Here is a 13,292-nt window from a genome sequence, read left to right as displayed (position 1 = left end):
ACAATCAATTCAACGTTATGAATGAAACTAATTTTACACCCCTTTTTGCAATTGACTTATCTGACCATTTTCCACCACTAACACTTGATCTATCGAACCGATTAATTCCGATGGTTGGTGGGTAACAAGTAGCAATGTTAAATCTTTCTCGTCACAAAGTTTAGCGATTAAAGCCAGCATTTCTACCCGAAGTTTCTGATCTAATGCAGAAAAAGGCTCATCTAATAACAAAATTGGCTTATCTCGCAACAAACAACGCGCCAATGCCACTCGTTGTTTTTGCCCCCCCGAAAGAGAATTCGGTAAACGCTCTAAATAATCGCCCAATCCTACGGAGCAAGCGGCCTGTTCAATTTTTTCCTGCTCAAGTGCGGTTAATTTTAAAGAGGGTTTTATTCCTAAGGCAAGATTTTGTTGTACAGTCAAATGGGGAAATAAGTTATTTTCTTGAAATAGCATGGAAACAGGACGCTCGTAAGGCGCACTACGCGTATGATTTTTATCGTTTAACCAAATTTCTCCTTGAGCAGGAAATTCAAACCCAGCAATTAAATTCAATAAGGTACTTTTCCCCGCCCCACTTTCGCCAATAATTGCGACACGTTCGCCAGCCTTAACGTTCAAATTAAAGCACATTGGTAAGGTTTTATCATTCAAAATCACATTATTTAGATAAATCATCAGCATCCCTATATGTGTGAATAAAGGCAAACAATATGCCACAAAGCAATAATAAAATCCCTGCGGTTACAGCGGCATCTTGATTACGATAATTACCTAACTGCTGATATAACAAATGCGGTAAAGAAGTAAACTCTTGATTGCCAAATAACGCAATAGCCGTAAAATCGCCGAGAGATAACGCCAAACCTAAAGCAAAAGCATAACGCAACGGTGCGCGCAAGGTTTTCCACTCAATCAGATAAAAACGTTGCCAACCCACAATTCCCAAACTGTTACACAGATTTTCGTAATAACGCATATTATTATGAAAAGGTGCGCTCAAAATACGTAAAACAAAAGGCATTGCACTTAACGCATTGCAAAATACAACGATAATAAACAAATCAATATTCGAAAAATCACGCTCTTGTAATAATAAAAATAACCCCATTGCGAGTACTAAAATCGGGATTGCCAAAATTACCATTCCTGCATTAATAATAAATTGAGCGATTTTCTGATAATGTAACCATTCTAAACGGCGTGATAAAAGCAATAAGGCAATCGCCATCGTTAATGCAAGTAATGCGGACAAGGGTGCGATAGAAAGTGAATAACCTAACGCACGCCAAAGTTGAGAATTATGCCAAACCTTGAGTAAACTTGATGAACTCAATGCGCTAATAAGAATATTCAAAACTGGCGAAAAAAGGAAAAAGACAAAAACAATTAAAACAAAAACATAGAAAATTTTGACCGCACTTTTAGGTTTCACAAACCAAATATTACTATTGCTCAAGCCATTTTGATTAGAAGGCGAAAAACGAGATGTTAAACTAAATAAAAGCAAGCAAAATACAAATTGCAACATAGCAAAGAGTGCCGCTTTCGGCAGATCAAATTCAAATAAAATCGCTTGGTAAATTGCTGTTTCTAATGTTGTATATTGAGGCCCACCACCTAACGTAAGAACAACGGTAAAACTGGTAAAGCACAGCATAAAAATCAAGCTAAATGTGGGCAAACATTGCTGACGAAAAACAGGCCATTCCACCAATTTAACGAATTGCCAACCTTGCAAATTGAGCTGTGCTGCAAGCTGACGTTGCTGATAAGGGATACTTTGCAAACTTTGTAAGAAAAGCTGTGCTGCCAGTGGGATATTGAAAAAAAGATGGGCAATTAAAATACCCGACAGTCCGTAAATATGCCCCTGCCACGACATTCCAAAAAGATTAGCAAACCAAGCTAACCAACCGCTTGAACCATAAATACCGATCAAACCAAAAATTGCCACTAAAGCAGGTAAGACAAAAGTTAGCGACATTAATTTTAACAACCACTTTTTTCCAAAAAATGGCTTATAAAATAATGCCCGAGCGAGAAGTAAACCAAAGAAAATAGATAAAACGGTAGAAAGTAAAGCTTGCCCAAAACTGAAAAGAATCAGATGCTGTAGGTAATCATCAGTAAACCAAGCTCGCCATTGCAATTCATCGCCCAATGTAAAGATCGAACTTAAGGCACTACCATAAAAAAGAATAATGAAACTAATGACAACAACCCCGCCCGCATAATGACGAGGGCGAAGTTGTGGATGATGAAATAACGACAACATCAAATTATTTTGTTAATGTAGTTTGCCAAGTGCTGATCCAATTTTTTAACTGCTCAGCATTCACTGTTGGATTAATTGGCGTTTGAGTTTTTTGTTGAACTTTCAGCGCATCAAAGTGCGGTTCAATTTCGCCTTGAATAACTGGCAACATAATATTGGCTGTCACAATATGTTTTTGTGCTGTAGGCGAAATTAAAAATGCCATAAAATCATCCGCACATTGATTTGGATGGTTGGCAACTCGCGCCGCTAATTCCACTTGAGTAATATGCCCTTCCGCAAAATCTGTCGCCGCATAATTATCTTTTTTCTCAAAAAGTTGATGATAAAGTGGCGATGTGCTGTAACTTAATACTAAATCCGCTTCGCCTTTTAAGAATGCACCGTAAGTATCTGACCAGCCTTTACCCACTGTTACCGTATGCTTATCTAAATTTTTCCAAGCAGATTGAATTTTATCTTCAGGATAAATTACATTCATCCAAACCAATAAACCACGTCCCACACTGCTGGTGCGAGGATCTTGATAAATCACACGAAGATCTTGGCGTTCAACTAATTCTTTCAAACTTTTCGGCGGATTTTGTAATTTGGTTTTATCGTACACAAAAGCATAATTACCGAAATCGAAAGGTAAGAAGGTCTTATTTGTCCATTTTGTTGGTAAATCAAGCTGAGTTAAATCCACGTTATTTGGTGCAAAAATACCTGTTTTTTCAGCTTGTTCCAAAAAAAAGTTATCTAAACCTAGCACAATATCCGCTTTTGTTTTCTTTCCTTCCAAGCGAACACGGTTGAGCAACACTCCAACGCTTTCAAAAGGCGTAAAATTAATAGTGCATTGTGGGTGTGCTTTTTCAAAATCTTGTTTTACTTTTGGCCCAGCACCCCATTCAGAAGTGAAAGAATCGTAGCTATATACGTTCACACTTTGCTGTGATTGTGCTAATGCAGCAGTGGAAAAAAGTGCGGTAGAAATTAAGGTTAATTTAAGAAGTTTCATTATTACATCCTTATTTATGATTAAAAGGCAGCAATAATGACGAAAAGGAGATAAGGTTATATTCCTAGTTTCCTACGTCAGTATTAACTGTTTCAGGTTCACGGGTATGATCTCAGCGTATTGCACCCCGACTAGGCTTGCTAGTGTATTAAAATTTACTCAAGTTGCCAACGGCTTTTTAATGTATTCTGTGTGTAAAGAATAAAAAAGCCCTGTAAAACAGGGCATTCATTGGAGGTTAGAAAATTAAAAGATTATACGATCACGATTTTTCTCTAGTGTTGCTTTGCCAATTCCTTGTACTTCTAAAAGCTGTTCTACATTAGTAAAATTACCGTGTTTTTCACGATATTGCACAATAGCTTCCGCTTTTTTCGCACCAATGCCAGTTAGGGATTTTTGAATTTCACTGGCAGTTGCTATGTTAATATTCAATTTATCTCCCATCATAGCTGGTGCTACTTGTGAATCCGTTTGAGTGGTCACAACAGCTTGAGTTGTTTGCTCAACCACCTTGTCTTCAGCAAAAGTGGAACCAGCTGCAAGTGACCCACACAATACAAACGAAGTGAATAATGTTTTCATTAATTTCATAGAGGTTTCCTTATAATATGAACCGTTGATCAACAATCAACACACACATTTTTTCCTGCCTTGCAAAAAACCTCAAGAACCTGACCGCACTTTTGCGATCTCGATCTCAAAAATTCTTAATTTGAATGAAAAAAACAAAGGACTTATCATTGACGATAAGCCCTTAGTATTAATTAACTTCTTTTATTCTCAACTCTTTTGGCACTTCAAAGAACATATTTTCTTCTAAACCTTGCAGTTCTTCTATAGTATCCGCGCCAAACTCTTTTAAGCGAGAAATAATCGATTGGACTAATTCTTCTGGTGCAGAAGCACCAGCTGTAATCCCAATGGTTTTTACATCATTAAACCAATCATCTTGAATATCGGAAGGATCATCAAGAAGCTGTGATTTAATCCCCATTCGAGACGCCAATTCAGCTAAACGATTTGAATTTGATGAGTTTTTAGACCCCACAACCAACACTAAATCTGATAATTTAGCCAATTCTCGCACCGCTTCTTGACGATTGGTTGTCGCATAACAAATATCGTTTTTATGTGGCCCTTGAATAGCGGGATATTTTTCTTTTAATGCAGCAATAGTTTCTGCTGTATCATCTAGCGATAAAGTGGTTTGCGTCATAAAGGTTAAATCATCATTGTCTTGCATTGGCAAACGTGCAATATCTTCTACTTTTTCAATCAAGAAAATTCCGCCATCTTCATTACTATACTGCCCCATTGTGCCTTCAACTTCAGGGTGTCCTTTATGTCCAATCAAAATCGCTTTTGTTCCCTTTCGACTTGCACGAGCAACTTGCATATGTACTTTGGTCACCAAAGGACAGGTTGCATCAAATACTTTGAGATTGCGGTCTTTCGCTTCTTGTCGAACGGCTTGAGATACGCCGTGCGCAGAAAAAATCACGATCGCACCATCAGGTACCTCGCTTAATTCTTCCACGAAGATCGCACCACGATCACGCAATCCGTTCACAACAAATCGGTTATGCACCACTTCATGACGAACATAAATCGGTGCGCCATGAATTTCTAAGGCAAGTTCAACAATACTAATAGCACGGTCTACACCGGCACAGAATCCTCGTGGATTGGCTAAAATTATCTTCATTTCTGACCGCACTTTTCTACTTGTTTATCTTGTACTTTTTTCTTTTCGCTCTTAAACGCATCCAATGCTAACAACCCTGCGCCAATACAAATGGCAATATCAGCGATATTAAACACTGGATAATGATAAATATCCCAATAGAAATCAAAGAAATCCACGACGAAACCATTGTAAGCTCGATCTACCATATTCGCTAATGCACCACCAATAATCAGTGCATAAGCAGAATTTTGGATTTTTTGTTCAGCATTATTTTTTACTAAAAAATAAACCAACATGCCTGAAATAGCCAACGCTAACAAAATAAAGAAATATTGTTGCCAGCCACTATGATCCGCTAAGAAACTAAATGCCGCACCATAATTGCGGACATAGGTAAGATTGAAAACAGGCAGCACATTAACACTTTCATACAAATCAAATTTTTGTACCACAATGTATTTAGTGAGCAAATCAACCACGAAAGCGACCGTACTTAACCATAAAAACGAAAGCCCTGATTTTTTGGACATACTATTTCCCTTTTAAAAAAATTCCGCTCATTCTAGCACAAGCCGATAAATGATAAAGCACGATCTCATTTACTGAACGGTTTCTGGTAATTTTGCTGGATCATCAGCCAACTCTTTAACATTTACAACGTTATTCCAATCAAATACCTTAATTTCCTGTTTTTCAGGATGGAAGAAATCCACGCCTTGTAAATGTTTTTCCTTAATTCCCATCCAATCAGCAAAACCATAAACAAAATTAAATGCCGATTGTGGCGTTTTTATTTTTTCTACCTTTTGACTATCACTCGAAAACATGACGAAAGGAATTTCATAATCTTGTTTATAAAGATTATTTGGATGCAATGATAAACCTTCAGAATCCTCATAATGAGCAAGCCCATGATCAGAAAAGTAAATCACCGAATAGGGTTCATTTTGCGATACTAACTGCGAATTTAATTTTTCTAAAAACTGATCCGTATATTTAATCGATTCTAAATAACAAGACATAGATTGATTAATAAAATAATTTTTAACTTCGTACGGAAGACGCTCACAAAAGGCTGGATGTGAGCCCATTAAATGAATCACAATTAATTTTGGATTCGTAATATTTTCTTTTAAGGCTTTATCTAATACAGGCAACATTTCATCGTCATAAACTTTTTTAGAATTATAACCTAACGGCTTCATAAAAATCGTTTCATCTGCACTTTGACCAATACGAGAGGCCATCGTATCAAATTCCCCAATTTTGCCTTGATTAGAAATCCAATAAGTTTTCACGCCCGCTTTTTTGGCTAAAGAAATAATATTATCCGTATAAACCGTTTCCCCTTTTTCTGCTCGATATAGGGTGTGTTGTAAAGACGGTTGCGTATTCGGTGCTGCAGAATAATAATTTTCAAAAACTGTGCCTTTCACACGCTCTAAAAATGGCGTGGTTTTCAGTGGAAAGCCATATAACGACATATAATCTTTTCGCATACTTTCACCAATAATTAAAATATAATTTTTATATTTTGGCGTAAAAGATTGAATATCCCATTGAGACGGCGCATTAACGGATTGATTTAGAAAATCTCGTTGTTCTAAATACAGATCATTCATTCGATCAAATTCAGAATAAAAAAGAACTGGATAAAAACGGAATTTATAGGCGTAGTTCCAATTAGAAAATTGATTATAAGAAAAAACTAATAATAGGCTGATAACAGCCATATTTAGCCATTTAAATGCTTGTTGTTTAAAATAAAAACTTAATTTCATTAAAGCAACAAATAAAATGATATAACTAACTTGAAATAAAAATATCCAGAAAGGAATGGTTGTGTAATATTCTAAGGTTTCATTAATATTCGTTTCATAAACAGAAGCGATAATACCCAAAGATGGAATTCCATAGAAAAAACCAGCAGAGCAATAAAATAGCGCACTGAGAAATAATACAGTAATTAATATTCGCCCAAGCCAAGGGGTAAAATAAAAAGAAATCGCCGTGATAGCAAATAAAATTGCGTAATCTGAAACGGGAATATTCTCACTTAATACATTGCCTAATCCCATATTGGTAAATATGGAAAAGAGAAACAATAAAAAATAAAACCATATTGTTTTGGAATGAATTATTTTTTTCCCGAACATCATTAACTTCCTTTTGCACAAAAGTAAAAAAGTGCGGTGAAATTTACCGCACTTTTGAGCAAAATTTATCTCAAATTATCATTTAACCTGTTATTGTTGCACTTCATCATCTTGATTGATGAAAGAGTCATTTACCTCAATTTTCGCTCTCTCACGTAATCCCTGTATTAACTGAAGTTGTAATTCAGATTGATGACTACGCAATAATTGCATACCAAATTGCGACAATTCTTTTTCACTTAAACTGCTTTGTTCAACCTTATTCAAGGCAACAACAACCACATCGCCATTTGAATTATGCACCACTTGATAAAGAGCTTCATTTGATTTTGGTTTAGCAATTGAAAATATACCATTTGTTAAAATAGGATCTTTATTTTCACTTAACGTAAAAGTCTGCTCACTTGAGAAATTAATGCCATCTACTTTTGATTCAGGGTTTTCATTTAATTTTTTCACTGCTTGTTGTGCTTTTTCATTAAGCGCATTCTCAGCTTTCTGACGTTTTAAGAAAGTTTCAATATCTATTTTAGCCTCTTCTAAACTTTTTACGCCCTCTGCTTTGCGATCCAACACACGTACAATAATTGTGTGATAATCGCCTACATTAATTGGTTCAGAATTCATACCAACATTCGTAGTATCTGATTCAAATATTGTGTAAATAACATTAGGGAAATTTAATCCAGCTGGCACATTTTGACGAGAAAAATAATCGCTCTCTTGAACCTTAACACCTGCTGCTTGTGCTGCAGTATTAAGAGACTTACTGTCTTCAAAAGCCTTATCACTCGCTTGTTTTTCTAAAGAAAAATAACGACTCTCCATCAAAGATTTACGAACTAAATCTGCAATTTGAGCTTTCACATTCTCCAAACTTTGCGCTTTACGTTCTTGCACTAACACAATATGGTAATTGCCGTCCACATTGATTGGTTGGCTATATTGCCCTACCTGCAATGCAGCTGCGGCATCTTCAAAGGCTTTTGGTAATTCATTCGCATTTACCCAGCCTAAATCCCCGCCATTCTCGCCAGAAATTTTATCCAAAGATTTCGTTTTAGCGACATCAGCGAAATTTGCCCCTTTCTGTAATTCCTCATAAACCACTTTCGCATCTTGTTCATTTGCAAATTGAATATGTGCTAAACGCTGAGTCATAAATTGTGCTTTATTATCTTGATAATATTGTGCAATTTCTATATCTGTAACTTGAAGATTTTTACTTATGTTATCTGCAGAAAGATCAATATACTGAACTTTAACCTGCTCTGGCTGAACAAAAGATTTTTGATTAGCTTCATAATAAGTTTTGATTTCATCATCAGATACTGATTGTTTTGCCATTTCATCTGCAAGAGATAAAGTTGCTAAACGAGCTAAACGCTTTTGAAAGAAAATTTCTGCACTATTTTTTACTTGAGCAGGAACAATAAATTCACTGTTAGCAACGCCATTTTGTATTTGTTCAAGAGGTAACGAAGCACGTAAAATTGAAGCGTAACCATCTGACGTTAAATGATTTTGTTGTAATATTCGTTGATAAACAGAATTATCAAATTTACCCTTTACTTGAAAATTAGGATCAGTCACGATTGCACGTTTAATCATTTCATCACTCACGCCTAATTTTAATTCTTTAACATATTGGCGAAGTAATTCTTGATCAATCATTAGATTGACGATGTTTTGACGAAGTGCGGTAACAAATTCAGGAGAATCAGACTGAGCCACAAACGCCTCTCCCTCACGTTGTGCGCGTATTTCAAATTCTTGATTATAGCGATTTAAAAAATCTTGTTGAGAAATCACTTCGCCGTTCACTTTTGCCGCATAAGTATCATTTGAGCTAAAAAGATAGCCAGACATTCCTCCAACTAAAAACGATACAGTAATCAAACCTAAGATAAATTTAGAAATCTTTGAGTTTGTTAAATTGTGCATTTTTTCAATTAACATTCTATAACCCTTGTTATAAATATAAAATTTTCCCGATTATAATCTAAACGTAAAAAATTAGCATCTTAAAAAGTGAAAACTCCATCCTCACAAAGCCAGCTAATACCAATTCCTATCAACAAAACACCACCAAATATTGCCGCTTTTGATTTAAATTTTGCCAAAAAATGACCGCACTTTACGCTTCCTATTTTCCAATGCAGAAAGAACTAAAAATATTACCAAGTAAATCATCGGATGTGAATTGACCCGTAATTTCACTTAAATAGCTTTGAACTAAGCGTAATTCTTCCGCTAAAAGTTCTCCTGCGTGAAATTCTGTAAGTTGAACCAAACCGATTTGTAAATGCTCTGCGGCTTTATCCAGCGCATCTAAATGACGGCGGCGAGCTAAAAAGCCTCCTTCCATGCCTGTTTGGAAACCCATTGTTTGTTTCAAATGTTCACGTAAAAGTTTTACACCATCATGCGTTTGAGCGGAAAGACTAATTATTTGATAACCGCCCTGTTCGCTTTCACTTGCTTGTTCGCCATTTAAATCAATTTTGTTTCGAACAATAGTAACTGGCAAGGTTGAGGGTAATTTTGCTAAAAATTCTGACCGCACTTTGCTTAAATCTACACTTTCAGGATCGCTACTATCTAACATTAAAATAATACGATCGGCTTGTTCAATCTCTGTCCAAGCACGAGAAATCCCAATACGCTCTACTTCATCGGTTGCATCTCGAAGACCTGCGGTATCAATAATATGCAATGGCATACCGTCAATATGAATATGCTCACGCAATACATCACGGGTTGTACCTGCAATATCCGTGACGATAGCCGCTTCGCGACCAGCAAGCGCATTAAGCAAGCTCGATTTACCCGCATTCGGACGACCAGCAATCACGACTTTCATTCCCTCACGTAAAATAGAACCTTGTTTGGCTTCAGAGCGAACATCTTCCAACTGATTTATAATACCACGTAAATTTGCTTCAATTTTTCCATCCGCCAAGAAATCAATTTCTTCATCAGGAAAGTCAATGCTTGCTTCTACATAAGTACGTAAGTAAATCACAGAATCAACTAATGTATTTACTTTTTTAGAAAACTCTCCTTGTAAGGATTTTAATGCGGAACGTGCGGCTTGTTCTGATGTTGCATCAATTAAATCCGCAATGGCCTCAGCTTGAGCAAGATCCAATTTATCATTCAAAAAAGCTTGTTCAGAAAACTCGCCTGGTCTCGCCAAACGGATTCCATCAATTTGTAAAATACGTTTGAGTAATAAATCTAATACAACCTGTCCACCGTGACCTTGCAATTCCAACACATCTTCACCAGTAAATGAATTTGGCGATTTGAAATAAAGCGCAATCCCTTGGTCTAAAATAGTGCTATCAGCATCTTTAAAAGGAAGATAATCTGCCATTCTTGGCTTCGGGCATTTACCTAATATAGCTTGAGCAACTTTTGTTGCTAAAGGCCCAGAGACCCTTAAAATCCCAATGCCACCACGACCTGGTGCAGTAGCTTGAGCAACGATTGTTTCTTTCATAAAAAACTCTTTAAAATCTAGCCGCACTTTTAATTTAGAGGGATAACGCTTATCCCTGTTTCTACTAAAAAAACTCTATCTCTACAAAATGCAGAATATATTAAGATCAAATAATAAAGAAAGGCACATTCCGTGCCTTTCTTTTTGCCTATTCGTGACTATTTTTTACGAGAATGCAACCCTTTTTTCTCTAAACCACGATAAATTAATTGCTGTTGAGCGATAGTGATCAAGTTAGATACTAACCAGTATAATACCAAGCCTGATGGGAACCACAAGAAAAAGAACATAAAAACTAATGGCATAAAATTCATTACTTTTTGTTGTGTTGGGTCAGTTACTGGTGTTGGAGACATTTTTTGCAACAAGAACATTGAGATACCCATTAAAATAGGGAAAATGTAATAAGGATCTTGTGCCGATAAGTCTTGGATCCAACCAAAGAATGGTGCATGACGTAATTCAACGGCTTCTAAGAACGTCCAGTATAATGCGATGAAAATTGGCATTTGAAGAAGAATTGGCAAACAACCACCAAGTGGATTTACTTTTTCCTCTTTATAAAGTTTCATCATTTCTTGGCTCATACGTTGGCGATCATCTCCAAAACGTTCACGCATTTCTTGCATTTTCGGTTGCAAAATACGCATTTTAGCCATTGAAGTATATTGTGCTTTTGTAAGAGGATACAAAATTGCTTTCACTACAATTGTTACACAGATAATCGCTAAACCCCAGTTAGACACAATCCCTTGAATAAAGGTTAATAACCAGAATAACGGTTTAGCAATAAACCAAGCCCAGCCATAATCAACGGTTAAATCTAAATTATTTGCGACAGTTGCCATTTGATTTTGAAGTTTAGGACCAGTCCACAATGAACTTGTAATCGTCTCTTGGCTACCAGCAGGAATAGTGACAACAGGACCACGATAACCAATTGATGCAACATTATTTTTACTATCTGTAATTGTATAAAGTTGATTATTTACATCTTGATTTGGGATCCACGCAGAAACGAAATAATGTTGTAACACCGCAACCCAACCAGCTTTAGTATCAATAGAAAGATTATTATCTTGCATATCAGCAAAACTATATTTTTTATAGTTAGTTTCTGAAGAAGAATATGCACCGCCAGTATAAGTAGGCATTGCAACATTACCAGAGCTTTCAACAATAGAATGTTTCAATTGACCATAAGGCTCAACTTCAATGGCTTGACCACTTTGGTTATCAATCTTGTAATCTACGCCTAAATCATAGCTACCACGTTTTAATACGAAGATTTTTTGATAAGTTATGCCATCTTTTTCAAAAAGAAGAGGTACAGAAAGAGATTCTTGCCCCTCTGCTAATTTAAAATTATCGCCTTCAATTTGATATTGTGCACGACCAGAACGAGTATCAATACCGTTTTTACCAATTAAACCACTTTGCGCAATATAAATATGCTCTTTAGTATCTTTTAATAATTCAAACGGTGTTTTTGAATCCAATTCTGCATCATATTTTAATAATTCAGAGCTAATTACATCGCCACCCAATGTATCAATTTTCAAACGGAACACATCGTTTTCAAGAGTAATAATACGACCACGAGTTTGAGAATCTGCTATGGCTTGTGAATTAGAAGGGGAACTTGCCGGAACGTCAGAAATGGCAGTTATTGAAGTTGTTTGTTCAGTTTGCACAGGTGGATTTTTATCCAACTGCCATTGCTGATAAACAAGGAAAGAAATAAAAATCAGTGCAAGCACTAATAGGCTACGTCTTGAGTCCATTATTTTTTCTCATCATTATTATTGGTTTTTGGTGGAACAGGATCGAATCCACCTGCGTTTAAAGGATGGCATTTTAATACACGTTTCAGCGTAAGCCAACCACCTTTTAATAATCCGTGTGTTTTTAATGCTTCAATACCATAGCAAGAACAAGTAGGCACAAACCGACAACGAGCCCCAATAAACGGACTAATCATAATTTGATAAAGACGGATAATCTTAATTAAGATTTTTGTGCCAAGCGAATGTGTCTCTGCCATAATTTTTCGAGTATTTGTGCAAATGCACTATTGTCGAGTTTTCCAATACCATTTTTAGCTACAAAAACAAAATCATAAGCAGGCAAGCGATGCTGTGATAAACGAAAACTTTCTCGTACTAAGCGTTTAATTCGATTACGCTCGTGGGCGCGTTTTAAATGTTTTTTAGCAACGGTCAAACCTAAACGCGGATGTTCAAGATTATTTTTTCTAGCAAGGATTGTAATTTCGGGAGTACTAGCTCTGAATGGCTGTTCGAAAACATTTTTGAATTGAATGGGAGTTAATAAACGTAACTCCCTTGAAAAGTTCAGCTTAACCACTAAGAATTGTGAATTGTGATTATGCAGATAAACTTTTACGACCTTTAGCACGGCGACGCGCTAAAACTTGACGGCCATTTTTAGTTGCCATACGAGCACGGAAACCGTGAGTACGACTACGTTTTAATACAGAAGGTTGAAATGTACGTTTCATTTTAATTTACCTAAATACAATTAAGAGTGAATAAAATAGGACGCAATTCTAGTCATAAAATGCGCGTTCGTCAAATAAGAAACGGAAATTTTTAAAAAAAACTTCAAACGAATATTAAAAAATATATGCACTTTGC

At 36.1% G+C, this 13,292-nt stretch carries 13 protein-coding genes and 1 riboswitch; all 13 genes read right to left on the bottom strand.

What is annotated here, in order from left to right; translation table 11 throughout:
- Positions 1-33: 33 nt before the first annotated feature.
- Entirely contained in the window at positions 34-681 is a 648-nt protein-coding gene (gene thiQ / locus HMPREF2644_RS01900; protein ID WP_038441405.1) for a thiamine ABC transporter ATP-binding protein, read from the bottom strand.
- The gene (thiP, locus tag HMPREF2644_RS01895) at positions 665-2,281 is read right to left on the bottom strand and encodes a thiamine/thiamine pyrophosphate ABC transporter permease (protein ID WP_011272346.1); all 1,617 of its coding nucleotides are present in this window, start codon (positions 2,279-2,281) and stop codon (positions 665-667) included. The genes thiQ and thiP overlap by 17 nt, the downstream gene beginning before the upstream one ends.
- A gap of 4 nt (positions 2,282-2,285) precedes the next feature.
- The gene (gene thiB / locus HMPREF2644_RS01890; RefSeq protein WP_011272345.1) at positions 2,286-3,284 is read right to left on the bottom strand and encodes a thiamine ABC transporter substrate binding subunit; all 999 of its coding nucleotides are present in this window, start codon (positions 3,282-3,284) and stop codon (positions 2,286-2,288) included.
- A 52-nt stretch (positions 3,285-3,336) separates the two neighbouring features.
- Positions 3,337-3,424: riboswitch (TPP riboswitch) on the bottom strand.
- A gap of 106 nt (positions 3,425-3,530) precedes the next feature.
- Complete coding sequence (locus HMPREF2644_RS01885; RefSeq protein ID WP_005690826.1) at positions 3,531-3,878, bottom strand: helix-hairpin-helix domain-containing protein; 348 nt, start codon at positions 3,876-3,878, stop codon at positions 3,531-3,533.
- A 169-nt stretch (positions 3,879-4,047) separates the two neighbouring features.
- Positions 4,048-4,992, bottom strand: coding sequence for a 4-hydroxy-3-methylbut-2-enyl diphosphate reductase (ispH, locus tag HMPREF2644_RS01880; RefSeq protein ID WP_005659294.1), 945 nt, complete (start codon positions 4,990-4,992; stop codon positions 4,048-4,050).
- Entirely contained in the window at positions 4,989-5,504 is a 516-nt protein-coding gene (gene lspA, locus HMPREF2644_RS01875) for a signal peptidase II (RefSeq protein ID WP_038441408.1), read from the bottom strand. Before lspA ends, ispH begins: the two co-directional genes overlap by 4 nt.
- Before the next feature lie 69 nt (positions 5,505-5,573).
- Positions 5,574-7,133, bottom strand: coding sequence for a phosphoethanolamine transferase (locus HMPREF2644_RS01870; RefSeq protein WP_070828190.1), 1,560 nt, complete (start codon positions 7,131-7,133; stop codon positions 5,574-5,576).
- 87 nt (positions 7,134-7,220) lie between these two features.
- Positions 7,221-9,089 carry a SurA N-terminal domain-containing protein gene (locus HMPREF2644_RS01865; RefSeq protein WP_070828189.1) on the bottom strand — a complete coding sequence of 623 codons (1,869 nt, stop codon included), beginning with the start codon at positions 9,087-9,089 and terminating at the stop codon, positions 7,221-7,223.
- Between the two features lie 187 nt (positions 9,090-9,276).
- The gene (mnmE, locus tag HMPREF2644_RS01860) at positions 9,277-10,635 is read right to left on the bottom strand and encodes a tRNA uridine-5-carboxymethylaminomethyl(34) synthesis GTPase MnmE (RefSeq protein ID WP_070828188.1); all 1,359 of its coding nucleotides are present in this window, start codon (positions 10,633-10,635) and stop codon (positions 9,277-9,279) included.
- A 158-nt stretch (positions 10,636-10,793) separates the two neighbouring features.
- Entirely contained in the window at positions 10,794-12,419 is a 1,626-nt protein-coding gene (gene yidC, locus HMPREF2644_RS01855; protein ID WP_070828187.1) for a membrane protein insertase YidC, read from the bottom strand.
- Entirely contained in the window at positions 12,419-12,679 is a 261-nt protein-coding gene (gene yidD / locus HMPREF2644_RS01850) for a membrane protein insertion efficiency factor YidD (protein ID WP_005647910.1), read from the bottom strand. Before yidD ends, yidC begins: the two co-directional genes overlap by 1 nt.
- Entirely contained in the window at positions 12,643-13,002 is a 360-nt protein-coding gene (gene rnpA, locus HMPREF2644_RS01845; protein ID WP_005651622.1) for a ribonuclease P protein component, read from the bottom strand. Before rnpA ends, yidD begins: the two co-directional genes overlap by 37 nt.
- Before the next feature lie 19 nt (positions 13,003-13,021).
- Positions 13,022-13,156: a 50S ribosomal protein L34 gene (rpmH, locus tag HMPREF2644_RS01840; protein ID WP_005539760.1), complete on the bottom strand. Its 135-nt coding sequence runs from the start codon at positions 13,154-13,156 to the stop codon at positions 13,022-13,024.
- Positions 13,157-13,292 lie beyond the last annotated feature (136 nt).

Source organism: Haemophilus sp. HMSC071C11 (assembly GCF_001837655.1).
GTDB classification, from domain to species: Bacteria; Pseudomonadota; Gammaproteobacteria; order Enterobacterales; family Pasteurellaceae; genus Haemophilus; species Haemophilus influenzae.
The sequence above is the reverse complement of the archived record's forward strand: the minus strand, read 5'-3'. Positions and strand labels throughout refer to the sequence as shown.

Excerpts from the sequence above, each read along its gene's own strand:
- thiQ (WP_038441405.1), bottom strand. The coding sequence starts at position 681 with ATGATTTATCTAAATAATGTGATTTTGAATGATAAAACCTTACCAATG.
- thiP (WP_011272346.1), bottom strand. The coding sequence starts at position 2,281 with ATGTTGTCGTTATTTCATCATCCACAACTTCGCCCTCGTCATTATGCG.
- thiB (WP_011272345.1), bottom strand. The coding sequence starts at position 3,284 with ATGAAACTTCTTAAATTAACCTTAATTTCTACCGCACTTTTTTCCACT.
- HMPREF2644_RS01885 (WP_005690826.1), bottom strand. The coding sequence starts at position 3,878 with ATGAAATTAATGAAAACATTATTCACTTCGTTTGTATTGTGTGGGTCA.
- ispH (WP_005659294.1), bottom strand. The coding sequence starts at position 4,992 with ATGAAGATAATTTTAGCCAATCCACGAGGATTCTGTGCCGGTGTAGAC.
- lspA (WP_038441408.1), bottom strand. The coding sequence starts at position 5,504 with ATGTCCAAAAAATCAGGGCTTTCGTTTTTATGGTTAAGTACGGTCGCT.
- HMPREF2644_RS01870 (WP_070828190.1), bottom strand. The coding sequence starts at position 7,133 with ATGATGTTCGGGAAAAAAATAATTCATTCCAAAACAATATGGTTTTAT.
- HMPREF2644_RS01865 (WP_070828189.1), bottom strand. The coding sequence starts at position 9,089 with ATGTTAATTGAAAAAATGCACAATTTAACAAACTCAAAGATTTCTAAA.
- mnmE (WP_070828188.1), bottom strand. The coding sequence starts at position 10,635 with ATGAAAGAAACAATCGTTGCTCAAGCTACTGCACCAGGTCGTGGTGGC.
- yidC (WP_070828187.1), bottom strand. The coding sequence starts at position 12,419 with ATGGACTCAAGACGTAGCCTATTAGTGCTTGCACTGATTTTTATTTCT.
- yidD (WP_005647910.1), bottom strand. The coding sequence starts at position 12,679 with ATGGCAGAGACACATTCGCTTGGCACAAAAATCTTAATTAAGATTATC.
- rpmH (WP_005539760.1), bottom strand. The coding sequence starts at position 13,156 with ATGAAACGTACATTTCAACCTTCTGTATTAAAACGTAGTCGTACTCAC.